Annotated in this window: 30 protein-coding genes; 29 read left to right on the top strand and 1 reads right to left on the bottom strand. The window is 60.3% G+C overall.

The features are described from left to right. Both QM685_RS29840 and QM685_RS29835 read left to right on the top strand, forming a co-directional pair. A complete protein-coding gene (locus tag QM685_RS29840) occupies nt 1-393 on the top strand; it encodes a hypothetical protein (protein ID WP_415122209.1) in 393 nt (130 codons plus the stop codon). 879 nt (nt 394-1,272) lie between these two features. Then, on the top strand, nt 1,273-1,452 hold the full coding sequence (locus tag QM685_RS29835) for a beta-lactoglobulin I (protein ID WP_415122207.1): 180 nt from the start codon (nt 1,273-1,275) through the stop codon (nt 1,450-1,452). An 11-nt stretch (nt 1,453-1,463) separates the two neighbouring features. On the opposite strand, the gene QM685_RS29830 is transcribed toward QM685_RS29835, so the two are convergent. Continuing rightward, nucleotides 1,464-1,745: a hypothetical protein gene (locus tag QM685_RS29830; protein ID WP_415122205.1), complete on the bottom strand. Its 282-nt coding sequence runs from the start codon at nt 1,743-1,745 to the stop codon at nt 1,464-1,466. 464 nt (nt 1,746-2,209) lie between these two features. On the opposite strand from QM685_RS29830, the gene QM685_RS29825 reads away from it, so the two are divergent. The 27 genes from QM685_RS29825 (at nt 2,210) to QM685_RS29695 (ending at nt 23,658) form a co-directional block, all read left to right on the top strand. Next, a complete protein-coding gene (locus tag QM685_RS29825) occupies nt 2,210-4,210 on the top strand; it encodes a hypothetical protein (protein WP_415122203.1) in 2,001 nt (666 codons plus the stop codon). A 2-nt stretch (nt 4,211-4,212) separates the two neighbouring features. Then, nucleotides 4,213-4,374 (top strand): hypothetical protein, encoded by a 162-nt coding sequence (locus tag QM685_RS29820; protein WP_415122201.1) that lies wholly within the window; start codon nt 4,213-4,215, stop codon nt 4,372-4,374. Further along, on the top strand, nt 4,374-4,547 hold the full coding sequence (locus QM685_RS29815) for a hypothetical protein (RefSeq protein WP_415122199.1): 174 nt from the start codon (nt 4,374-4,376) through the stop codon (nt 4,545-4,547). Before QM685_RS29820 ends, QM685_RS29815 begins: the two co-directional genes overlap by 1 nt. A 390-nt stretch (nt 4,548-4,937) precedes the next feature. Next, a complete protein-coding gene (locus QM685_RS29810) occupies nt 4,938-6,740 on the top strand; it encodes a hypothetical protein (protein WP_415122197.1) in 1,803 nt (600 codons plus the stop codon). Beyond that, entirely contained in the window at nt 6,737-7,081 is a 345-nt protein-coding gene (locus QM685_RS29805) for a M48 family metalloprotease (RefSeq protein ID WP_415122195.1), read from the top strand. The genes QM685_RS29810 and QM685_RS29805 overlap by 4 nt, the downstream gene beginning before the upstream one ends. Continuing rightward, nucleotides 7,074-7,322 carry a hypothetical protein gene (locus QM685_RS29800; protein ID WP_415122193.1) on the top strand — a complete coding sequence of 83 codons (249 nt, stop codon included), beginning with the start codon at nt 7,074-7,076 and terminating at the stop codon, nt 7,320-7,322. Before QM685_RS29805 ends, QM685_RS29800 begins: the two co-directional genes overlap by 8 nt. After that, a complete protein-coding gene (locus tag QM685_RS29795) occupies nt 7,319-8,470 on the top strand; it encodes a hypothetical protein (RefSeq protein WP_415122191.1) in 1,152 nt (383 codons plus the stop codon). The genes QM685_RS29800 and QM685_RS29795 overlap by 4 nt, the downstream gene beginning before the upstream one ends. Before the next feature lie 78 nt (nt 8,471-8,548). Further along, entirely contained in the window at nt 8,549-9,061 is a 513-nt protein-coding gene (locus tag QM685_RS29790) for a hypothetical protein (RefSeq protein ID WP_415122189.1), read from the top strand. A 9-nt stretch (nt 9,062-9,070) separates the two neighbouring features. Further along, the gene (locus QM685_RS29785) at nt 9,071-9,316 is read left to right on the top strand and encodes a hypothetical protein (protein ID WP_415122187.1); all 246 of its coding nucleotides are present in this window, start codon (nt 9,071-9,073) and stop codon (nt 9,314-9,316) included. 2 nt (nt 9,317-9,318) lie between these two features. After that, nucleotides 9,319-10,047 (top strand): hypothetical protein, encoded by a 729-nt coding sequence (locus tag QM685_RS29780; RefSeq protein WP_415122185.1) that lies wholly within the window; start codon nt 9,319-9,321, stop codon nt 10,045-10,047. A 16-nt stretch (nt 10,048-10,063) separates the two neighbouring features. Further along, nucleotides 10,064-11,479, top strand: a complete 1,416-nt coding sequence (locus QM685_RS29775) for a N4-gp56 family major capsid protein (protein WP_415122183.1) — start codon at nt 10,064-10,066, stop codon at nt 11,477-11,479. Nucleotides 11,480-11,489: 10 nt separating this feature from the next. After that, nucleotides 11,490-12,008, top strand: a complete 519-nt coding sequence (locus QM685_RS29770; RefSeq protein ID WP_415122181.1) for a hypothetical protein — start codon at nt 11,490-11,492, stop codon at nt 12,006-12,008. Between the two features lie 10 nt (nt 12,009-12,018). Continuing rightward, a complete protein-coding gene (locus QM685_RS29765; RefSeq protein ID WP_415122179.1) occupies nt 12,019-12,429 on the top strand; it encodes a hypothetical protein in 411 nt (136 codons plus the stop codon). Nucleotide 12,430: 1 nt separating this feature from the next. Then, nucleotides 12,431-13,135 carry a hypothetical protein gene (locus QM685_RS29760; protein WP_415122177.1) on the top strand — a complete coding sequence of 235 codons (705 nt, stop codon included), beginning with the start codon at nt 12,431-12,433 and terminating at the stop codon, nt 13,133-13,135. 8 nt (nt 13,136-13,143) lie between these two features. After that, the gene (locus QM685_RS29755; protein ID WP_415122309.1) at nt 13,144-14,763 is read left to right on the top strand and encodes a hypothetical protein; all 1,620 of its coding nucleotides are present in this window, start codon (nt 13,144-13,146) and stop codon (nt 14,761-14,763) included. A 3-nt stretch (nt 14,764-14,766) separates the two neighbouring features. Then, nucleotides 14,767-15,300: a hypothetical protein gene (locus QM685_RS29750; RefSeq protein ID WP_415122175.1), complete on the top strand. Its 534-nt coding sequence runs from the start codon at nt 14,767-14,769 to the stop codon at nt 15,298-15,300. Next, nucleotides 15,297-15,614, top strand: a complete 318-nt coding sequence (locus tag QM685_RS29745) for a hypothetical protein (RefSeq protein WP_415122173.1) — start codon at nt 15,297-15,299, stop codon at nt 15,612-15,614. The genes QM685_RS29750 and QM685_RS29745 overlap by 4 nt, the downstream gene beginning before the upstream one ends. Nucleotides 15,615-15,621: 7 nt before the next feature. Beyond that, on the top strand, nt 15,622-15,981 hold the full coding sequence (locus QM685_RS29740; protein WP_415122171.1) for a hypothetical protein: 360 nt from the start codon (nt 15,622-15,624) through the stop codon (nt 15,979-15,981). A gap of 12 nt (nt 15,982-15,993) precedes the next feature. Then, a complete protein-coding gene (locus QM685_RS29735) occupies nt 15,994-16,206 on the top strand; it encodes a hypothetical protein (protein ID WP_415122169.1) in 213 nt (70 codons plus the stop codon). Further along, nucleotides 16,203-16,757 carry a glycoside hydrolase family 19 protein gene (locus QM685_RS29730; protein ID WP_415122167.1) on the top strand — a complete coding sequence of 185 codons (555 nt, stop codon included), beginning with the start codon at nt 16,203-16,205 and terminating at the stop codon, nt 16,755-16,757. The genes QM685_RS29735 and QM685_RS29730 overlap by 4 nt, the downstream gene beginning before the upstream one ends. Next, the gene (locus QM685_RS29725; protein ID WP_415122165.1) at nt 16,744-17,124 is read left to right on the top strand and encodes a 3TM-type holin; all 381 of its coding nucleotides are present in this window, start codon (nt 16,744-16,746) and stop codon (nt 17,122-17,124) included. Before QM685_RS29730 ends, QM685_RS29725 begins: the two co-directional genes overlap by 14 nt. Beyond that, nucleotides 17,121-17,684: an aspartyl/asparaginyl beta-hydroxylase domain-containing protein gene (locus QM685_RS29720; RefSeq protein ID WP_415122163.1), complete on the top strand. Its 564-nt coding sequence runs from the start codon at nt 17,121-17,123 to the stop codon at nt 17,682-17,684. Before QM685_RS29725 ends, QM685_RS29720 begins: the two co-directional genes overlap by 4 nt. Next, nucleotides 17,681-18,022: a hypothetical protein gene (locus QM685_RS29715; protein WP_415122161.1), complete on the top strand. Its 342-nt coding sequence runs from the start codon at nt 17,681-17,683 to the stop codon at nt 18,020-18,022. Before QM685_RS29720 ends, QM685_RS29715 begins: the two co-directional genes overlap by 4 nt. Before the next feature lie 66 nt (nt 18,023-18,088). Beyond that, nucleotides 18,089-19,066 carry a hypothetical protein gene (locus QM685_RS29710; RefSeq protein WP_415122159.1) on the top strand — a complete coding sequence of 326 codons (978 nt, stop codon included), beginning with the start codon at nt 18,089-18,091 and terminating at the stop codon, nt 19,064-19,066. An 8-nt stretch (nt 19,067-19,074) separates the two neighbouring features. Further along, nucleotides 19,075-20,550, top strand: coding sequence for a hypothetical protein (locus QM685_RS29705; RefSeq protein ID WP_415122157.1), 1,476 nt, complete (start codon nt 19,075-19,077; stop codon nt 20,548-20,550). Nucleotide 20,551: 1 nt separating this feature from the next. After that, nucleotides 20,552-22,117, top strand: coding sequence for a hypothetical protein (locus QM685_RS29700; protein WP_415122155.1), 1,566 nt, complete (start codon nt 20,552-20,554; stop codon nt 22,115-22,117). Nucleotides 22,118-22,314: 197 nt separating this feature from the next. Next, on the top strand, nt 22,315-23,658 hold the full coding sequence (locus tag QM685_RS29695; protein WP_415122153.1) for a hypothetical protein: 1,344 nt from the start codon (nt 22,315-22,317) through the stop codon (nt 23,656-23,658). The last annotated feature ends 6 nt before the right edge of the window (nt 23,659-23,664 follow it).

Genomic DNA, 23,664 nt, shown 5'->3' with positions numbered 1-23,664 from the left:
ATGAAGCAGATCGAACGTGAAGCATCGCCTCAACGCGCGATCTGTGCACTACTCGAAGTGCAGCCGGGGATGACGATCGCGGAGATTGTCTATCAGCGCGGTCTTTCCTTGCTGGGTATGGGTTTGCGCGATTTCACCCCCAAAGTGATCAGCGCGCTTATCGCTCTGCGCCTGCGCATGCTTGAGAGCGCAGGTTTCGTGCGACGGGAGGGCTATCCGCGGCTCTGGTTTCGTACAGAGAAGCCGTTGCCGCGCATCGTGCCTCGCTCTCATGCTGCTGAACTGGCGGCGGCGCGGTCGAGACGCAATCGCTTTGGCGTGACCAGCAGTCCTGCACTGGTCGCGAAAAGCGATCTCGAAAGCGTTTTCTCGTCGTGGCTATCGGGGGCCTGACATGCCAAACCAGACAGAACTTTACCGTGAGGGATCAAGCAGTCGTCTCATATGCCAGATCATGCAGGCCGCGGGGCCTATGAGCCAGAGCAAGCTGGCGGCTCGCGCATCGGTCACGATCAGTTGCGCGTGCAAGTGCCTGAAGCTCCTTGAACAGGAGGGTTACGTGCAACGCGGCAACGCGGCTGCGAAACGCTATGGTGCGGCCGCTGGACCCCGGGGGCGTTCTTACGTGCGCACGAGCAAGCCATTGCCTGAGGTCAGGACTTCTCGTCGACCGCCACCACCAACCCCTCAGGATCTGTGCGACATCATGAACGCGATGATCAGACGTCACGCCGGATAGCAGGAAATATTCGTAGAGTGATCGCGTTGTCTCCTCCAGAGTGTGTGATTGGCCCGGTGCGTCCGGGCTCTTTTTTCGATGAAGCCAGATTCAGTCATCTGCCCGTACTGCCGTCGCGAATGGCAGATCTCCACGATCGACATGGTGCGGCGGCGCGAGCCGTTGTGGTGTGACGCGTGCGTGAAGAGGGCAGACGAGAGACTGGCAGAAGCGATCAGACGCCATCCGGAGAGGCACAGCGCAAAGAGAGTTTGAATAGCATGTGACCGCTAATACACGGATGCGGAATAGGAAAAAACCGTGCTACGGGGGCCCATTAGCCCAGGCCCGAATAACTGGTGTCGCGCCAGCTCGATAAACGTGGGTGAATGGCGGAGAAGCCCCGCCACGACCGACCGGAATGGCTGAACGCACAAAGGCGCAGCAGGTCGACGAACCCGGATATACCCGCCGCGACCATAGAAAACCGCTTTTTTTAGCGGGTGGGAATCTCACGCCCTCAGCAGAAGGTCCCGCACGTACCGGAGACGACCATGCTTTACGCCATCATCTCGCCACACCTCGAACAGCCGTGGTGCTACGTCGAGTTTCAGCAACCGCCCACGCTCGAAGAAATGGCCGATCACCTCGCGGAACTTGGCGGCTTTGCCGATCGCGATGAATGGGCCGCGGCCAACCGCAACCCGTTCATCGGTTTCGCTCAGGTGCATTGATCGCGTTCAGGTCAGTCCGACAACTCCGCCCCGAACTTTCGACAAAGGCGTTCGTAAGCGTCGGTCCGAGCCGCTTCCGCACCGGTATCCCGTGCCGGCCGCATCTGGAATTGAACCGATGTTTGCAGGCGAGGTTCATCACGGGCGTTCTGTCTGTCTCGTGCTATCGCGTGCTCCCGCGACAGCATTGTGCGGACTATTGCAAGCGTCTCGCCGTCCAGCCCAACAAGATTCAGCAGGACGGCTTCAATCGCATCCAGCCGCGCTTGCACAAGTTTTGTCTCGTAGTCCATTGAGTACCCCCATTGTGTGGAAAGCAACCAGACCGGTCGCTTGCGCAATGTACGCCACGCCAGTGAACAATCCAACCGACGTAGCTCGTTCGCACGCGCGCGCACGCGAGAAAAGGCTCTAACGAAGACCGCGCCAGAACGGGAGAAGGGCAGAAAGGTGGCGGTTTCAGGTGTTGACGACGTCTGAAAAACACCCGTTTGCAGACCATCGAGCCGCCTCGGGATGGCCTGAACCTCAAGTGAAGCTCACCTCATAATTTGCCCGACATTATAAGTGTAATGTCGTGTATGAGGGATCGGAGCCCCGCCAGTCAAGGATTCCGGTGTAATTGCCGATCCGGTAGAGGCGACTGAACTCGGGGACCACCCAGGCCCCTCCCGGACGGGGTGGATAAATGTACGACACCCTCTCACCAATCCGCGCACAGGAAAAACACCGATGATCCTCCGCAACGGAGGATGGCATGGCATTGACCAACGGGGCTCTGCTCAGGACGATTTCGGACGATCGCGCACTGGGTGCGGCGATGATGTTTCCGCACAGACATCCGCAGGAATCGCCCGTGTGTCACGTCGAGATTATGGACCTGTGGCGATCGCAGGATGAGTTTGTGCTGATCGAGATGTTCCGGGAGGGTGGGAAGTCGACGCTCTCCGAGGAATTTCTGCTGCTTGAGGCGTGCTTTGGGAACTTCGGCTATTGCATTGTCATCGGTGAGACGTACACGAAGGCGTGTCAGCGACTGGAGGCGATCAAGTTCGAGGCGACGCGCAACATGAAGTTGCAGAGCCTGTTCGGACGGCTGAAGGAGTCGGGGCGGGTGTGGAACGAGAACCAGATGGAGCTTGCCAATGGTGTGCTGCTTGAAGCGCATGGATGGGAAGAAGAGTTGCGCGGGTTCAAATGGCATGACCTGAGGCCGGACCGGGCATATCTCGACGACATCGAGAACAAGGAGCGTGTGAAAGACAAGGCTTCAGTTGATGCTTCGATGAAAAAGCTCTATCTAGAGTTGATGCCGGCCATGGACAAGGTGAAGGGCAAGATCCGGATTACGGGGACGCCGCTCGCCGAGGATTGCATGATTACGCGGTGCCGTGAGAATCCGGACTGGACATCTCGCCGGTATCCGATCTGCAACGGTGATATCGATGATCCGGAAACGATCGCCACGTGGCCGGAACGATATCCGATGGAATGGATTCGCAGGAAGCGGGACGAGGCGGAACGGGCGGGGCAGTTGCGCGGGTTTCTGCAGGAATACATGCTTGAAGCGATCGGCTCGCAGGACAAGCCATTCGACGACGATGTGATCCGGGAATGCGCCGTGGACCCGGCGCAGTGGTTGCCGAAGACCGTGATCACCGATCCCGCGCGCACGGTCGATGTGAAGAAAAGCGATCGAACCGGCCGGGTTGTGGTGAGTCGGCTGGGCACGAAGATTCTGGTTCATGCGTCGGCGGGCGAGTACTGGAAGCCGGACCAGATCATCGAAGACGTATTCGATACGTCCGCGCGCTACGGCGACGCCGCGGTGGCAATTGAAAAAAATTCGCTCGACGAATGGCTACTTCAGCCCATGCGCGCCGAAATGCTCCGGCGTGGGGTATCGCTCGCACTCAAACCCCTGTCTGCGCCGCAGGACCGCGACAAGGTGCAGTTCATCATGGGCATGCAGCCGTTCTTTCAGGCTGGCGATATTGTGCTCGTTGGCGGCCGCGGCGCGCATCCCAAACTCGTGGCCGAGATTCTCAATTTTCCGTCGGGAAAGCGCGACATCCTCAACGCGCTGGCTTATTTTCAGCGCGTGTTTGCTGGAGTGCCGGTGTACGAGGAGTTCGGTCAGTGGAATCTTGTCGACGGGTACGAACCGACCCAGCAGCACGCGATGGCGCTCGCGTTCAATGCGAGCGGAAACGATACGACCGCCGCGCTCATCTCGATCGAGGGAGAGCGCATGGTGGTGGTGGCCGACTGGATTTCTCCGGTGCCGCCAGCGCAGGCGGTGCCCGACATCACGCAACTCACGCGCGCCGCGTTCCCGCGCGTGCGGATAACTGCATGGTTGCCGGCGGACGTTCACGACCAGGCGGATCGCATGCCGATAGTGCCGGCGCTGCGTGCGGCCGCACTAACGCCCATGCGCGGCGGCTACGCGAATGTCGCGCGCGGCTCGCTTTCTCCGATGATCCGCACGGAATCGAAAGGGCGGCGTCTTCTGCTCGTCGACTCCGCGGCTCGCCACACGCTCAACGCACTGGCCGGCGGCTACAACTTCCCGGTGAATCGCTCAGGAAATAAAGATAGCCTGCCCGAGGCTGGCCCGCACCGGACCTTGATGGAAGGTCTGGAGTCGGCCGTGTATGTGATCTGCTCGCAGCGGACTGATGTGCTTCCCGAAGGTGTGGGGACGGGCGTCAATCCTCAGGGCATGACCTACCTGACTACGCTCCCCAGGAGATGAACATGGCAGTCGACCGGAAAATCACACCGAAGGCCCCCTCGCAGAAGCCGACCGGGTTCTACCAGGGCAAGCAGCAGGGCGGCGCGTACGGCAAGCCCGAGAAGGTCGGCGAACGCCTCAAGGGCGGCCCGATGCGCGAGAAGATGGGCAAGCGGGGCCTGTGATGAAAAAGCGCCGTGAGTTTCAGGGCACGCGATCGGAGTCGCGCGACGTCAATGAGTTCTTCGGAAAGAACCCGTACAAGTCGAACGTGGACGACAAGCCGCGGCGTACGCCGAAAGACCGAAACACAGGCACTTCGGCGCGCAAGCGTCTTGAGGGCAAGGTGATCGGCTGAGCACTCATGGCCCGCGCGAAGAAAAGGGAAAAGAAGGAAGAAAAGCCTGCCGTTGAAATACTTGACGCGCGGGCCATCGACGCTGAGAGGACCGGTGACGAAGTGGAAAACTGGGCCGATCGGCCTGATTCCGACGCATACACCGAGGCCGCGAAGCTGTATCCGAAGATCGTAAAATGCTTCGAAAACAAGCAGGAGCAGATCGACAGGATCGAGGAATACTGGTCGATCTACAACGCGCAGCCCGACGAGAACCAGCAATATTCCGGCAACAGCCAGTGTTATATCCCGGCAGTGCGCAACGCGATCAACGCGCGCATGAAGCGCACGCTCGCGCAGCTCTTTCCCGTCAATCACAAGCACGTAGGCGCGACGGGGCCGGACGGCAACATGCCGTTCGCGCAGATCAGCCTGCTTGAGCATTACATCCGCTCGGCCGGCGTCAAGGATGCCGTGCGCGCCGACCTGATTGCCGGTGACGTGACCGGGCAGTGGAACCTGTACATCGACTGGACGAAGACCTATCGCAAGGTTACCGAGCTGATCCGCAAGCCGCCGATCCTTGAGGACGCCGAACTCGGTGTTGAGGTACAGGACATCAGTGCGGATGATGAAGACTGGGAATGGGAAAAGGAAACGAAGGACGTAACGGTCGAAGGGCCGGATATCGTGCCGTTCGCCACCGAGGATTTTGCCGTCTATCCGCCCACCTGCAACGACATCCAGAAAGCCACGGCAACGGCTATCAAGCTGCGCCTGTCGTCGGATGCGATTCAGAAGTTCGTCGACGAAGGGGTGTTCATCGGGCATACAGCCAAAGATATTCTTGAGCGGATGGCGCAGCCCGGTTCGGGCCGTGAAAAGTATGTATCGACGAAAAAGCGCACGGGCGATGCCGGTATCCGTACCGAGGGCACGTACAAATATGCGCTGATCTTCGAAGTACACACGGACCTCGACCTGGGCAACGGCAGGGAGCCATGTTTCGTCTATTTCGCTGGACAGGACGAGATTCTGGGCATCATCCGCAATCCGTTCTGGTCGGGCAAACGCCCGGTGCTGTCCGCGCCGATCGAGCGCATTCAGGGCTCCGCGTTCGGGATCTCAAAGGTCGAGCCGGTCAAATTCCTGCAGTGGAATCTGAACGACTACTGGAACATGGGTCAGGACTCGGCGCAGTACAGCCTTCTGCCGATTACGATGGTCGACCCGCTCTCGACGCCGAACTACCAGTCGATGGTGATGGGTCTCGCAGCAGTGTGGCTCACGGATCCGAACAAGACGAAATTCGCCAATTTCCCCGCGATCTACAAGGACGCGGTGATGCTCTGTCAGGCCATCAAGCAGGAAATCAACGAGTCGATGGACGTCAACGACGCCATGCTCGGCAAGGCCCCGACCGGGCGGAAGAACCAGGCACAGATGGCCGCGCTCACCGCCGCGCAGGAATCGAACATCATCGATAACGCCAAGCGGTACGAAGATGTGATGCTTAATCCGCTGCTCGAATGGATGTTCGAGCTTGATCGGCAGTTCCGCACCGAAGATCTCACGGTCGAAGTACTGGGAGAGGTCGGTGCGCGGGCCAACCTGCAGGTGATTCCCCCGCAGGCGTTCGGTGAGCGCTACTTCTTCCGGTGGTGCGGCACGTCCTACCAGCAGAATATGCAGCGCATGCAGCAGATGATCGCCACGATGAACGTGCTGCGGGGGATCCCTCCGCAGCAGCTCGACGGTCGGCGGCTCAATATCGGGCCGATTCTCGAAAATCTCGTCGAGCAGGTGTTCGGCCCCGAAGTCGCGCCGCGCATCCTGATCGACGAACGCAATCTGTTCCATGTGGATCCGGACGACGAGAACCTGATGATGCACAACGGTCTCGCCGCTGAAGTGCATCAGGCCGACGATGACCGCCGGCATATCCAGTCGCACCTCGCCGCCGCACAGATGACAGGAGATCCGGCCGGTCTGTTCCGCGCGCATATCCAGCAGCACCAGCAGGCCATGCAGGCCAAGCTTCAGGCGTCGATGCCCAAGCCCCAGGGGCAGCCCGGCGTGCCGGGTGGTGGCGCGGCGCCGGGTGTTGCGGGTACGCCCCGCCCCGGGGCGCAACCCGGTCTTCCGCGTCCGCAGGGCCCCGCCGGCATGATTCACCAGGATCAGATTGCCTCGCCGATGGGAGATGCGCGATGAAACGGTTCGTTGCGCGTTGCACACCATGGGGAACGATCCAGACCGGCGCATTTTTCGCGCGGCTCACCGATGCGGAGAAATCCGCCGTGCTCGCGCACGAGCAGGGACATCTGCATTACCGACATCAGTGGTACCGGCTGTGGTGGGTATTTTCTCTGCAGATCCTGATCCGGCCGCAGTGGGTATGTGAGCAATGCGTCCGGCAGGAATTCGCCGCTGACGCGTATGCGGTGGCGCGAGGGCATGGTGCGGGGCTGCGTATGTTCCTGCGGCGATTTCCGCAGACATCAAGCCTGATCTATCCGGATGCCCGGCAACGACTGGAGGCGCTCGATGGCTGACGCTTTTCGCATCATTCCGCCTCAGGTACTGGCTGCCGGGACGGATGTGCCGCCCGAGCAGATCAACGCGGGCTTCATCAGCATGGCCAACCAGTTGAACGTGGCGCTCAACCAGCTAGCCAACGGCGGCGGGCCGCAGTTCGCCGCGGCGATGCTCGCATGGTTTAACAGCCTGCCAACGACATTGCCGGCGCAGGCCGGTGTCCTGTGGAACAACGGTGGAACCCTGGCCCAATCATGAAAAAACTGATCCTTCTTCCGCTCCTGCTGCTCTCGTCGATCGCGTTCGGGCAAAGCTATCCGTCGCCCACCTACAACAACCTGACCGTGCTCGGCACGTTCACCGGCACGGTTGGACTGGGTAACCTGCCTGCACAGGCTGCCAACACCGTTCTCGCGAATGCTACCGCATCGAGCGCTTCGCCGACCGCCGTCGCAATGCCGAGCTGTAGCGGCTCAAACAACGCATTGCGCTGGACTTCCGGTTCGGGCTTTACCTGCGCGTCGGGAATTGCGCTGACATCTGCGAATACGTTCACGGGCAGTCAAACCGTTTCCATGAGCACTCCGCTGTTCATTCTGAATGACACCAGCGGCATCAATTACGGAGATGTTCGATACCAGTCAAATGGGACGATGGTCTGGTCGTTGCGTGGCAATAGCAATAGTGGAGTGTGGGGCCTGAATCGATATGTGTCCGGTACTCTGGCAGACACCCCGATCTCTGTCTCGAACTCCACCGGTGTCGTCACCATGACGGACGGCATCACGAACAGCCCAATCAGCGGCAACACTGGCTCGTTCACGACACTCGCGGCAAGCAGTACGGTCAGCGGAACCGGCTTCAGCAATTATCTCGCGTCGCCGCCCGCGATTGGCGGTACGGCTGCGAATGCGGGCAATTTCACGACACTCGCTTCGAGCGGAGCATTCACCCCTTCGCAGACAGCCGGCATCGTCGGCACCACGACGAACAACAATGCGAATGCGGGAAGTATTGGCGAAGTGATTCCGTCGAGCGTTCCTGTGGGTTCAGCAGTCGCGCTTACCAGCGGAACTATTACAAACATCACCACGATTACGCTGACGCCTGGCGATTGGGATGTATGGGGGCAGGTGGTGGTGCAACCAGCAGGCTCGACGACCACACAGCTTGTCGCTGGCTGGGTGAACACTGTATCGGCTACGCAGCCGGTTTATTCCAGTCCTGCTGCGGCTGCCGGATTCTCTGGCGCCTCGATTAACGCCGGAACGGCAACGGTCCTGCCGACCGGCACCGCGCGCCTGAGTGTCGCATCGAATACCACTGTCTATCTGTCGGTTCTATCGAATTTCTCGGTTTCCACCAGCGTCGCTTATGGATGGATTCAGGCACGGCGACGCCGGTAGATGGATAGGAACACTGATTTTGTTGATCTGTTCAGGAAATATTCGTAAAACACTTGCAGCCCTGAGCAGGAGATCATTGTGCTAAAAACCCGCCTCGCTAGTCTGATTGGTCTTATTTTCCCGGCCGTCGGCGCCGGCAATACACCGAATGTGCCGGACAATGGCGCGCTGCCCGATCAGCTCGGTCTGGTCAATGCGATTCTCGGTATGAATCCATTCCAGGAAACCGGATACTTCGCGGACGCCGCAACCGCTTCAAAGACATTGACCGCACAGGAAATGTGCGGAGCAGCGCAAAACTTCCTGGCGTTCACCGGCACTTTCGGAGCAGCCGGTGCAATAACACTGCCGACCGCTGCCGCGCTGATCGCCGCGCTGCCTTCTGTCGTCCAGAACAATCCGGTCGGCATCAGTTTTCAACTGCGCGTAATCAATGTGGCAACGACGCAGACGTTGACGATGACGACCAATACCGGCTGGACACTCGCCGGCACGATGACGCTCGCAACAGCGACGTTCCGAGACTTTATCGTCACCATCACCGGCGCTGCGACGGCAGTGCTTCAGGCCGTTGGCTCGGGCAACGCTTAAGGATCTCTCATGTCAACAGTCGTCACAAGCGCGCCTGTATTCGTCAAAGCGACTTTTAACGGCAATACGGGAGCAGGTTCCATTAGCGTGCCTGGTCTTCAGGTCGGCGATATCGGAGTGTTTGATTTCAATGGACACAACGTCATTGGTTCCTCGTTTGAACAGGTCGTTTCCATTGCAGACGAAATCCAGCAAATTTCGGGCGCGGATTTGAGCGGTCAAACATACGAACTCTTTTTCGTGCGGTGGCAATGAAAATGAACCCACTTCTGAAACGCCTGCTTACGTTCCTCTTTCCCGGTGCCGAAGATGATGGCGTGGAACCGGTAGACGATCCCGCTGGCGCAGTCGACGATCCGGCTTCGGCTTCGGATCCGGCAGCCGACGACGAGCTGGAGATCGATTTCATTGAAGATGTGCCGGCACCGGTCGCGCGTGGTAATGATGCCGACCGTCTCGCGCGCCTCGAGGCGGAAGTCGAACGGCGTGGACGTCTCGTCGATCAGGGGCAGCAATCCACCGGCGCGCCGCCGGTCGATGCGGAATTCCAGCGCGAGGAAGAACGGCTGCGCTCGTCCGAAATCACCGATATCGAGCGCTGGCAGATCAACGCGAATCGCACATTGCGCGCAACTCAGGCCGAAGCACGCCGGGCGATGTTCCAGGCGCAGGACATGGCGGACCGCACGCAGTTTCAGGCAGGCGCTTCGACCGATCCACGTCGCGCCAAATACGCCGATCGCGTCGAGCAGGCCGTCGCCGAAGAACGTCGACAAGGCCGCAACGCATCGCGTGAGGCGGTCTATTTCTACATGCTCGGCAAGGACATCGCCGAAGGCAAGCTGAAGGCCAAGGCGAAAGTGAAGACACCAGCAGCCGACGTGCCGCGCGGGAAGTCACCGGCGGTGCGCTCGAATGTGCCCGCCGCGCGCGGCGCAACTGAACACCAGAAGCGCGTTGCGCGGCTGGAGAACGTGAACATCTGACCAGCAAGGGGAAACCATGCGCACCATCAAACCGGCCCTCCTGCTGGGCCTTCTGTTTCCGGGCGTGACGAATCAGTCGTCGAGCTTCACGGCTGACGTTGAAGCGTACATTCAGGAAGAGGTCGAGCCGCTTGCGCGCCGCCAGCTCGTTGCTTACCAGTTCGGCAAGCCGCTGAAGCTCGACACGAACCGAGGCACGACGTACACCGCTTCGCGCTACCAGCGTCTGCCGCTGCCATACGCGCCGCTGCAGGAAGGTGTGGCACCCCCGGGCGAAGCGATGACGCTACAACAGGTCAGCGCCACGGCCCAGCAATGGGGCGATCGCGTCATCATCACCGACGTGGCAAATCTCACGATCAAGCATCCGCTCTTTCAGCAGGCCTGCGAGCTCGTGTCGATCCAGATGCCGGAAACGCTCGAACGTAATACACTCAATACCCTGCTCTCCGCGCCGCAGGTGAATTACGCCGGCGCCGTGGCCAACCGCGCCGCGTTGACCGCATCGAATGTCATGTCGCCTCACGAATCGAACCGCATTTTCGGCTCGATGGCGACATACGGCGTGCCTCGTTTTAACGGCGACGAGCGCGAGGACATGATGATCGAGGCGGGTGCATACCGCGACCCGTCGCAAACGCCGCGCGTCAAGCAGCACTATGTGGCGCTGATCCACCCGCTCTCCGCGCAAGACATGCGCGAGAACTCGTCGGTCCAGCAGGCCTGGGCGTACAGCGATGTGAATCGCCTGTACAACAACGAACTCGGCGACTTCGGTGGCATCCGTTTCTGCGAAACGAACATGATGCCGTACTGGACAGGTGGCCCACAGATCAACGGCACGGCATCGACTTCAGGCGGCCAGCTCGCGACGGGCACGTATTACATCCAGGTGACCGCCGCGCCGGCGCTAACCTCGGTTGAACAGACGATCTATCAGGTCTCGAATTCGATCGCTGTAACCGGCCCGACCGGCTCGATCGCCGTCACGCTGCCGTCGTTCCCGAACTACATCTTCAACGTGTATATCGGCACGACCGCCAACCCGTCGAACCTCGCCACCGCGATCGGCAATGGCGTGCCGGTGACGGGTGTGCTCGCCGGTCAGGCTACGCAATTGCAGCCGGGTCAGACCGTCACGCTCACGGGTATCGGTGTCACGCAGACGCCGCCGGCCGCGCCGGCGAACGGCGTATCGGTGTTCCCGGTGCTCTTCATCGGCAATCACAGCTATGGTCAGGTGCTGCTCGAAAACCCCGAGTTCCACTACCTGACCGGCGCTGACAAGTCGGACCCGCTGAACCAGACGCGGGTCGTGTCGTGGAAAGTCTTCTACGGCTCGATCCTGCTCAACACGGCCTTCCTGGCTCGCGTTGAATGCGGCTCCGCATTCAGCCCGGGTTACCAGGGCGGCACGATCACCACGCCATAAGGAGTAGCTGATGCCTCCACGCAACCCGCAGGAACCGGAAAAAAGGCCGGTTCCTGAGCAGCTTGCCGACATCGATCAGGAAACGGATCTGCCGCCGCAGGAAGAAAGCGCCGAAGCACTGCGCGCGCGCATCAAGGCGCTCGAATCGGAAAACGAAAAGCTCTCCGCGGCAAAGGATCTGGCCAAGGAGGAATCGGCACGTCTCTCCGCGCAGGCGCAGTCGTCGCTACTTACCTCGTCGGTCGTCGAGCGCTTCGCTGGGAAGGCCGATGACGGGAAAACGGATCTGTGGTGGTATCGCATCGATCTGGCACCATGTGGCGGCACGGATATCAAGATCAACGGCAAGCCGTATCTGCACGGCGAGACGTACAAGTTCGACACGGATACGCTGCGCGCGGTAAAGGAGATCGTTGCCCGTACGTGGGTCCATGAGAACGACATCAACGGTCACGCTTTCAACCCGTATCGCCAGCAGCAGATGAAGGTGCTGGGCGGTGGGGCAGTGCCCACCTGGGCGCGTCATTAAAAGGAAAACCATGTCCGATCTTACGCAGGCCTCACAGGAAGTTACGGCCGTCCTTGGCAATTTCTCGATTACGCTGCCCGCGCCGAATGGCGCGCAGCTATCGGTAAGCGGATACGTCTATGCGGGTGAGTCGAGGGAATCGCTCGACGAGCGCATGGATGTGTGCCGCTCGTCGCTTGAGCGTCAGCAGCGTCTGATGGAAATTCCGGTGCTCGAAGCCCAGCTTGAACATCTGGAAAAGGCCAAGGTGGATATGGAACGCGCCTACCTCGATCTTCTGGAACGGCAGAAGAAGACGCCGAAGGCCCTGCCGAGTCAGGAACAGGCAAACCTGCGCAATTATCCTTTGCAGATCAAGGGCGTCGACGAACAGATCGGGAAGGCCCAGAAGAAGATCGCGGACGCGCGCGCCGGGGTGTGACATGGCCTATCTCCAGGCCCAGCAGATCGTCGCGCGCGCTTGCGCGATTGCCAAGTGCCCCGGCTTCATCCAGCAGGGCGGCATCTATCTGAACATGGTCCTGGAAGACCTGTGGCTGCACCGTGACCTGAAAATCAACCGGGTCACGGAGTTCGTCACCGTGCAGGCGAACAATTACGGCCCGTTCACGCTGCCGCTGAATTATCTGCGCACGTACGATCTGTTTTTCGAACAGAACAACCTGCCCTATTTCCTGCACCCGATTTCCACCGAGGAGTGGGATCAGGAATTCAAGGATCCGTCGATCGCGAACTATCCGTACGAGTTCATGACGATCCTGCTCGACGAAACGAGTGCGCAGGCCGCGAATTCGGCCGGCAGCCTGTACATCTACCCGCAGTCGTCCGGACAGATCACGCTGACGCACCGATACATGGTGAAGCAGCCGGATATCACTGCGCCGGAAACATCGACTGTCATCCCGTGGTTCTCCGACCAGCAGTACCTCATCAAGGCAACAGCCGTCGAATTGATGGGCGAGTCGGACGATACCCGTCAGGAATCGTGGCGCGCGCAGTGCGAAGCGATGCTGCGTATGCATCTGATTATGGAGGGCGACGAGCAGGCCGTCGTCAAGTCCGTGCGGCTCGATCCGCGGCGTTTCCACACGAACCGGACGCTCAAGCCTACGAAGATCACGGACTAGGAGCCGTCATGGCAATCCGCAACGGCAAACCAGTCCAGTTCACGCCGAAAGGGCTCTGTGACGCGTTCGATGCGAGTCAGGCCTTCCCGGGTGCGTGCCAGCTGCTGAGCAATCTCGTATTCGACCAGGCCAATCCCGAGCTCGTCGTGTCTCGCCCCGGCGTGGGCACCGCCGTGACCACGTTTTCCAGTTTCACGTCGCCGACGTTTGTTTCTGTTTATACCCTCATCGGTAACGTTGTCTACGGTATGGTGTCGAGCGCGCGTAACGCTGGGCACGACGAACCGTTCGCCTACAATATCGCGACAAATACGTTCATCACGATTTCCGGGGTGACGGCGGCCAATACACCGACATCCCCATCGACGAGTGGCCCGTGGACCCCGCCTACGGTGGCGGTCGTCAGCACGAAGATTCTGATTACGCATCCGGGGTTCAACGGATCGGGCTCTAACTTCTTCGGAGTTATTGACATCAGCAATCCGGCCGCGCCAGCATGGTCGTCTTCGAATCTCGCGACGAACCCGCTGCCGGGCGTGCCGACCGCAGTTGCCAACTACAACAACCGCGCATACTTCGCGGTGGGCAACGCCGGTTATTTCAGCGACGTGCTTGCACCGCTTACGCGCACGAACGCATCCCAGTCGGTGACTGTGGGCGACACTACGCTGATTGCTGCATTTTCCGGTCTACCGGTCCAGACGCTATCCGCGGGCGTCATCGGCGCGTTGGTGATCTTCAAGGGTTCGCAAATCTGGCAGGTAACCGGAGACCCCACAACGAACAATCTGGCGCTGAATTACATTACATTGACCACCGGATGTATCGCGCCGCGCAGCATCGTACAGGGGCCATTCGGCATTTTCTTTGCCGGACAGGACGCGCCGTACATTCTGAATTTCCTCGGCACGCTCGTGCCACTGTCGAGCCGGCCGGGAATGGATTTTCCCGCTGATTTGCAGGTGCCATTCCAGAACACCACGCAGCCGTCGCGCATCGCCGCATCGTTCGCCGGCAATATCTATCGCGTGTGCGTACCGACATTGATTCAGGGCCAGCCGCAGACTAACGATTACTGGTACGACATCCGGCGCAAGCGCTGGACCGGCCCACACTCGTTTCCGTACGATTGCGCCGCGCAGTACGGTAACGCCTTCGTCATTTCGTCTGCTTCCCAGGGCGCCGCGCTCTTCGTGAGCACGACGATCCCGAACGCGAACAGCGCCTTCAATGACGCAGGCGCTGCGCTGACGGGTCATATGCGCTCATCGACATTCCCGAAGACAAACAGCATGGCGGAAGTGCAGGTCGTGGAATCGACGATCGAGCTGTCGTCGTCGGGGCTATCGACGGTCTACAACCTCACTGCATACGACGACCAGAACAATTCACTCGGTTCGACGTTCGTGCAGACACCGCCTTCCGGGTCGTTGTGGGGCGCCTTTCTGTGGGGCGCCGCGAACTGGGCTTCGAGCTTCAGTATTCCGCACGTATATACGATTCCATGGACCTCGGCGCTGGTCTTCCAGAAGATGGCAATCGATGTTCAGGTGACATCTTCCGAAGGGGTTCAGATAGGCACTTTCTACGCACGCTACGCGAATACCGGCTATACGAATCAGGGGTGAACCATGTCGATCATTGGGGCTTTACCGGTCACACTGACCAACGGCACGACAGCCGACGCTTCACAGGTCATGGCTGACCTGAATTTTATCGTGAATGCCGTGAATGCCGGCGCGCAGCCGGCCGGGAACTATTCGACGGCCGGCACACTGGATGCGCCATCCGGCACGCGGATGTCTTTCCATCAGGCAACGGCTCCCACTGGATGGGTTACCGATTCGACCATCAATAACCATACCTGCCTCTATAGCCCATCAGGCGGTCAGATCAACACGTCGGGCCGTCTGGGGTATCTGTCATTCGTTTCCGCTGGATGGGCATCAGACAGTCACTCACTGACAGTCGCGGAAATCCCGGCGCATACGCACAGTTTTGCGATGTTTGCGGGTTCAGGTGGCAACTCAGGGCCCCAGTCGACAATCGCGGGAAATGCCCAGATCGTCACGACTGATGGCGGCACGGGTGGTGGTGGTGGCCACACTCATACCATCACGCAGCAGTTCCAGTACATCACGATGTGCATTGCACAAAAGTCATGAAAAAGTGCCCGCTTCTCAAGAAAGCCTGTATCGAGGCGGATTGCATGTTCTGGACGCACATGCTCGGCACACATCCACAGACGGGCCAGCCGGTGGACCAGTTCGACTGCTCGATCCGATGGCTGCCCATGTTGCTCATCGAAGCATCGCGCCATATGCGCGGCGTACAGGCTGCCGTGGAATCGACCCGGAACGAGATCACGGCCCGGCAGGACGTGCTCAATTCCGCCGTACGCACTGTGCAGCGAGCTGCCCCGGCAGTTGATGCCGGACAGACGCAGCAGATCGACGCTATTTCGCACGACGGGAAATAGACGGAGGATGTGCGCTATTGATATTCCGGGGAAAAGCGTGGACGGCCATCGGGAAATAGTCGATGCGATTGGCCAGCTCAAATCGGATCTGGATGATCGTCACGCGGAAAACGTGACGCGTCATGCGGTCACCGACCGGAAAGTCGACGAAGCGATCCGCCGGATCGATGACCTGCATAAGGCTTTTCCGGATGGTGACTGGGACGGTCACCGTCGTTACCACGAGGCGATCATCAGAAAAGCGGAAGATCGCGCGCAATTCTATCGGGAGCTACGTGGCGAGATGGCCAAAAAAGGGCTGTGGGCCGTTGTGGTTGTTCTTGGTCTGGCTTTATGGGCATGGTTCAAGGCCCGCATCAATTCCTGAAGGAGAAAGACAATGAGTATCTGGACCAGTATCGAAAGCGAGTTCAACGCAATCGTGACGGACACTCGTTCGATCCCCGAGAAGCTCGCCGCGCTCGTCGATCTGCACGGCAAGGCGCAGAGTCTTTCGACGCTCGAGGCCACGCTGACCACGATCGTCGAAGACGCCGCGAAGGCTACGACCGACAAGGTGCAGGAAATCCTGCAGGCTATCGGCAAGGTATGACACCCGAAGTTCTGGCTGCCTGCCTGAATGCGCCAATGGCGCGTGCGCGGATCTGGGCGGATCCCCTGAGCGCTGCTATGGCGCTCTATTCGATCGAGGGGCCAGTCTGCCAGGCGGCGTTTATTGCACAGGTAGGCCACGAATCTGGCCGCCTCGTGTACGTGCGGGAGCTCTGGGGACCGACAAAGACCCAGCAGCTATACGAGCCTCAGTCGGAGAAAGCCACCGAGCTGGGTAACACCGAGCGCGGGGACGGTTTCCGATTTCGCGGTCGTGGCCTGATTCAGGTGACGGGCCGGGCGAATTACCGGCGGTGCGCAAACGCGCTAGGCATGGATCTCATTTCCCATCCGGAACTGCTCGAAGAACCCGGCAATGCGTCACTGTCAGCCGCGTGGTTCTGGACGAGCCACGGGTTGAGCCAACTCGCGGAGCAAGGAGATTTCACCACGATCACGAAGCGCATAAACGGCGGTGTGAACGGTCTGCAAGACCGGCTCGCACTCTGGAAACTGGCAAAGGCCGCACTGGGAGCCGATGATGGCACTTGATCCGATTACCGCAGGCCTCGATCTGGCCTCGAGCATCGTCGAACGAATCTGGCCGGACAAGACGCAGCAGGAGCAGCAGCAACTGGCAGCAGTGCTGGCGATGGTGCAAGGTCAGATGAGCATCAATCAGGCCGAAGCGCAAAGCACCGACCCCCTGCAGCATTGGCGCGGTGGTATGGGCTGGGTGTGCGTGGCGGGCTACGCCTGGAATTTTGTCCTGCAACCGCTCACCAATGCTGTGGCTGCGGTTATCGGCCATCCGATCAATCTGCCGCCGATGGATCTCAGCGAGCTGTCGACGCTCACACTCGGCATGCTGGGTCTTGGCGGCCTGCACGTTGCGGAACGCATCAAGGGTGCGGCATGAGAAATCTTGTCAGGATCGCCGCGGGTATCGATACCGCGCCACTGCTTCTCGCGCTCGCGCGCCAGCCTAACCTGTGGAACCGGCACACGGCGCGCACAGCGCCCGATGATTCTCCCCATGCCGACGTATCCGATATCTGGCTGCGTTACAACGACGAGAAGCCGTACAAGGCAAAGGGCGATTACACCGGTTTCAATGATCCGCACGATGCGATTTTTTATCCGGAATGGTACGCCCTGCCACAGGTACGGCCGATCGTGTTCGGTCTTATGGCGCGCGTCGAAGGCACGCGCCTCGGTGGTGTGATGATTACGAAGATTCCGCCGGGTGGCCGCGTGTTGCCGCATGCCGACGATAACTGGCATGTACGCCACTACAACACGAAGCTCTATGTTGTGCTGCAATCCAATCCGCAGTGCTGGAATCGTGTCGAAGATGAACGCGTCGCGATGGCGCCAGGCGAGGTATGGTACTTCGATAACACGAAAGACCATGAAGTGGTCAATGAAGGCGATACCGATCGCATCACGCTGATTACCTGTATCCGGTGCGAACGATGAGCCTGCTGACACCGCAGGCATTCACGCCACTCGCGATCGACACTGGAGTCAAACACCACTTTTCCGCCGGCGTGTACGTGCGGGAAATGTGCCTTGCCGCCGATCATGAAGTTCAGACGCACGAACACATCTATGACCATTTCGGAATCCTGGGCGCGGGTTCTGTAATCGTCGAGCTCGAGGGCGAAATGTCGGTTCATCACGGCCCGTGCGTCATCGAGATCAAGGCGGGAAATAAACATAAGATCAGGGCACTTACGGACATCGTCTGGTTCTGTGTGCACGCGACGGATGTCGCGGACCCGGAAAAGATTGATGAAGTGCTGATTAAAAGGTGATCTATGCCATGGGGAGCTGTTGCAGGCGTAGTCGGTAGTGTTGCTGGCTCCGCCATCTCAAGCGCCATGTCGCCGTCCGTCTCCGGCGGTGGGCCGAGCTATTACGTGCCGACCGGGCTCAGCGATGCCGACCAGACCTGGCAGGGACTGCTGCGCAGTCTGCAGGGTACCTATTACGACAATGCGAACTATCAGAACCAGATCGCGCTCAATAGCGAAACGGCCGGTCTCAATGCAGCCAACCAGTATGGCGCGCAGTACCAGAACGCCGCCAATTCGGCAGCCGGCACCTATGCCGGCCTTGCGGGTGCGCTGAACGGTCAGGCGAACAACAACTGGGCTACGCAGGGTGATCTGCTTTCTGCCGGGCAGAATGTCTATAACCTTGCGCTCGATCCGCAGAACGCACTGTACAACCGCACGGTGCAGCAGTTGCAGGATCAGACCGGCGCAACGAACTCGATGTACGGACTGGGCTCGTCAGCGGCTGGTGCGGGCGTCGCCAATCAGGCATTGTCGAACTTCAATATCGACTGGCAGAACAACCAGTTGTCGCGTGCGACGCAGGGCCTGCAGGCCTATGGACAGGCTGCGGGCGTAGCCGGTCAGTACGGTGAGCTAGCGAGTAACCAGGCGCAGTCCGCGCCGGGTTATGCGCTGCTTTCCGGACAATTGCCGTATACCACCGCGCAGTCGCTCGCTGCGACGCCAGGTAGCCTTGCAAGCACCTATGGTTCGTATCTCAACTCCAACCTGTACGGACCGGCCGAGAGCATACAGAGTCAGATCATTCCGTACATGAACTACGGTCAGGGCGCGCAATCGATTCCTTATCAGAACGCCACAAATAATGCACAAAGTCTGGGAAGCACAGTATCGAGTGCGATAGGCGGCCTGGGAACCGCCTATCAGAATGCTGGCAGTCTGGGCAATCTGTTCAGTGGCACGACAGGTTCTTACGGCAGCGGAGACTTCAGCGGCGCATTCACATCGAGCCCGTACTATTCCGGTGGCGGAAATTCGTACGGCTTCACGATGTCGTGAGGTAAGTCATGGCAGGTCCGGTCAATTACTACGATGCCGCTATGAGTGGCGCGCAGCAGGCACAGAATCTTTTTCTGCAACGCCAGTATGCGCAGATCCAGCTCGCCCAGTTCCAGCAACAGCAGCAGGACCGTCAGCGTCAGCAGGCGGCACTCGCCGCGGCGGGGAACGCGCTGCCGCAACTGATCGGTCAGCAACAGCTTCCACCACCGCCGCAGGCACCCGCGCCGGGTCAGCCGTCTCAACCAGCGCAACCCGCTCCGCAAGCCGCTGGCGCGGGCGTACCGATGCCGTCTGGTCCCGTGCCGGGTCAGGTGAATCGCCCACCGATTCCGCCGGGCGGCACGCAGGGAACGATGCCCCCGCAGGGTGTTCCGCCTTTCCGCCCGTTGCCAACGACCGCGTCGCCGGCGCAGGCCACGCCGGGGGCGATCCCCGCTCCGCCTCCTGCCGCACCGGCGCAGCAACAGCAGCAATCTGGTCCGCTTACACTTGACACTGCCGTGAAAGTTCTGAAGGATCAGGGCCTCAGTGGTGCTGATCTGATGGCGGGACTCGGGCAACTGATGCCGGTGCTCGACTCGCAGGCCAAGGCGCAGGCCGCGCAACTGCAGCAGCAATTCACGCGTGAATTGCAGATGGCAAATCTACAGCAGCGTTACGACGCGTTGCGTCAGCGTGCCGAAGACAATGCCGCGAATCGCGCCGATCGGGAGCAGGCGCATGCCGACTCGATGGCGCTGCGCTCGCAGATGATCGGCCTGCAACGTCAGTCGCTGAACGCGCGTTTGCAGGGCGACCCGAACGCGGCGCTTGATCCGGACGATCTGAAGTTCATGGCCCAGCAGTATCTGGCAGGCGATCGCACCGTGCTGCAGAACCTCGGACGCGGCGCTCAGGGGTCGAAAAATCTCGTTGCACTGCGCAATGAAGTGCGCAAGCAGGCCGAGGCGCAGGGCATGACCGGTAAGGATCTGGCCGCGTCCGTCGCCGAGTTCGAAGGCATCAAATCCGGCGAACGTGCGCTGGGCACGCGCACCGCGCAGGCCGGCATGGCCGTTAATGAGGCGAGCCAGTTCGCCGACATCGCGCAGCAGGCATCGGAACAGGTACCGCGCTCGCAGTTTGTGCCGGCGAACAAGGCGCTACAAGCATACGAGACGAATACCGGCGATCCGAAGATCGTCGCTTTCGGCGCGGCCACGAACTCGCTCATCAATGCGTACGCGCGTGCTGTGTCGCCGAGTGGCACGCCGACCGTGAGCGACAAGGAACACGCACGCGACATGCTGAACACGGCACAGACGCCGGAGCAGTACGCGTCGGTCGTGTCGATGATGAAACGGGAAATGGCGGCGGCTCAGGCTTCGCCGGGACAGGTGCGTTCGGAGTTTCGCGAGGCGGTCACTCGCGGCAAGCCGATGGCGAATCCGCCGCCTCCGGGTGGTGGTCTACCGGCCGGCTGGTCCGTGACGGAGAAGTGACATGCCGACGTTCACATTCACCTCGCCGGAGGGAAAGACCTATGACGTCCAGGGCCCTGATGGCGCGACAAAGGAACAGGCTTTCCAGATCCTCCAGCAAAGACTCGGTGGATCTTCTGGCGCTTCGGCGGCAGCGTCGGGCGGCGCTGTGCCGCCTCTTGACCGTCTTCCGCCAGCTGCCCCGCCGCCTGCCAACCTGAGGCCCGAACACGCCGACAGCATCGCGAACAAGCTGCTGGGACTCGGCGAAGCCGGTCTATCCGTCGCGACCTCAATTCCCGCATCTGTTGCAGGTCAGGTGTACGGCATCGGCAAAACGCTTACGGGCGGCAAATATGGCACACAGGAAGGGATCCAGCAGGGCGAGCAGGCCGGCGTCGAACTCGCGAACAGGCTGACCTACCAGCCGCGCACGCAAGCCGGCCGGGCCGATCTGGAAGCACTGGGGCGCGGTTTCGACGCAAGCAGGCTCGCTGGCCTGCCGGTCGAAGGCGCGTTGCTGGCCCGAATCCCTGAAGTGCCGCGCGGCGTGCTCGCGACTGGCGAAGGCGCGATGGGAGCTGCGCGCGCTGGTGCAAATGCCGTCGGGCGCGGCGCAGCTCGTGCCGCGGCAAATACGCTGCCCGACGTCGATCCGGGCACGTTGCAGCTCGCGCGGCAAGCTCACGGACTGGGGTTTCGGCTCACGCCGGATATGGTTTACGGGAACAAGTATGCCCGACAGGCCGGTGAGCTCGCGCAGGACAATCCGTTCGTCGGGCAGACCGTCCGGGAGCACAACCAGGACATGTTCAACCACCAGCTCGTGTATCTGCTGGGCGGTGAAGGAAACAGGCTCACGCGGCAGGTGTTCAATCGCCAGATGACGCGTGCAGGTGAAACGATCGGTGAGATTGCCGGCGGCCACGACGTGCCATTCGATGAGGATCTCGTTAACCGGCTCGCTGGTCACGTGGCTGAGGCGCAGCGCTATCAGACGGGGGATGTTGAGCGCGTTGTGCGAGGTTACGCTGACGAAATCACGGATAGATCGCAAGGCGGTGTGCTGCCCGGCGAGGCTTTCCGTCGCATTAACACCCGGCTCAACAACCAGATCCGCAACACGCAGAACGGCGACCTCCGGCACGCACTTTCCAACTTGCAGGACGATCTGCAGGATCAGTTCGTCTCGCAGCTCAACGCCGAAGAGCTCGCACGCTACAACACCGCGCGCCGCCAGTACGCGGTCGGCAAAACGCTAGAACCGCTCGTCGCGAAGTCGCCCACCGGGGATATTGCGCCGTCCGCCCTTCTCGGCGCGGTGACGCGCAACCAGGCCGGACGCACGGCGATGGCACGCGGCGCGGCCGGAGACCTCGGCACATTGGCGGACATCGGGCAGCGCTTCCTGAAGGAACGGCCCTCGAGTGGTACTGCTGAGCGTGCGCTGATGCAGAACCTGCTCACACACCCGGTCGGCACGATCGCTGCGGGGGGGACGGCTGCGCTCACTGCACCGGTGGCAGCCGCATACAACCGTCTTAGTCCCAGCGTCACGAACATGCTGATCGAGAGACCGCCTCAATGACCGTGCTTTTTAGCTTCAGACATGAATGCAACAGGTATCGACAGAATCCAGAGCACAAGGCATAGCTTCAGTGCGCTGGCCAGTGGCTAGGCGACGAATGCGTAAAGCAGAAAAGCAGGAACAACGAGTGCCCCAGCGATAGCGAGGGCAAAATACACGGCGAAAAATAGCGCGATAATCCACATGGCGAGTCTCCTGTGAGAATTCTAGCGATCGATGTTGGTTCGAACTGCCTCGACTGGCTGATGCGCTGCCAGGCGTATGGACACGATTGCCAGTGGTACGACAAACCGCGGCCGGACGGCACGGACCGCCACGCCGGTGAGGGATTCGTGCCGAAGATCCGCGACTATGACGAATTGCGCCGCAAATGGCTCGGCTGGGCCGACCTGATCTATACACCGGATAACGTCAGCTACCTCGAAATGCTTGAACCCTACCGGCGCATTGGCTACCCGATCTACGGCTGCAACCTGGCGGCCGTCGAATGGGAACTCGACCGTGAAGCCGGGCAGAAAGTCATGGAAGAATGCGGCATGCGCATCATTCCGGGCAAAACCTTCCATGACTATGACTCGGCTATAGCGTACGTGAAAAAGGAAGGCAAACCGTTCGTTTCCAAACCTTCCGGCGACGGTGAGCGCGCAATGTCGTATGTGGCCAACAGCGCGGCCGACATGGTGTACATGCTCAGCCGCTGGAAGAAAATCGATAAATACCGAGCGGCGGCGCGCAAGGATGGCTTCATCCTGCAGGAGAAGATCGACGGTATCGAGATGGCGGTGGGCGGCTTTTTCGGCCCGGATGGCTGGTCTAGGGGCTGGGTCGAGAACTGGGAAAACAAGAAGCTTATGAACGGTGACCTCGGCGTGAATACCGGGGAAATGGGCACGACAGTGCGCGTCGTGACAAGCTCGAAGCTGGCCGACGAAGTGCTCAAGCCCGCTACGGAGCATCTGCACCGGATCGGCTATGTCGGCTATGTCGATGTGAACTGCATGATCCCGGCTGACGGCAAAGGACCATTCCCGCTCGAATGGACTATGCGCGACGGCTGGCCGATCAGGCACAACCTCACCGCGCTGATCGAGGGCGACCCGGCGCAATGGATGGCCGACAAGCTGCAGGGCAAGGACACGCTGCGTATCCGCATGAACGATGTCTGCATTTCCGTGCTGATGGCGCTGCCCGACTTCCCGTACTCGAAGATCACAAACAAGGAGCTATGCGGCATCCCGATCTATGGCGCCGAGGACATGGAGCACCTACACTTTTCCGAAGTCATGATGGGCAGTGCGCCGCGCGAAGTGAACGGCAAAGTCGTCGATCTGCCGGGGCCGGTCACGGCGGGCGATTACGTGCTGATCGCCACCGGCACAGGCGAGACGATCACAGGAGCGCGTCGGTCCGCGTACAGCGCGATCAGGAAGGTGAAGATCCCCAACAGCCCGTTCTACCGCACGGACATCGGCGTCGGGCGGTTGAAGAAGCAGTTGCCCGATCTGCAACGCATGGGCTACGCCAAAGGCCTGAGCTATTAGGAGAAC

It is taken from the genome of Paraburkholderia sp. (genome assembly GCF_047605525.1).
Classification (GTDB): domain Bacteria; phylum Pseudomonadota; class Gammaproteobacteria; order Burkholderiales; family Burkholderiaceae; genus Paraburkholderia.
This window is presented reverse-complemented; position numbering and strand designations above follow the sequence as displayed.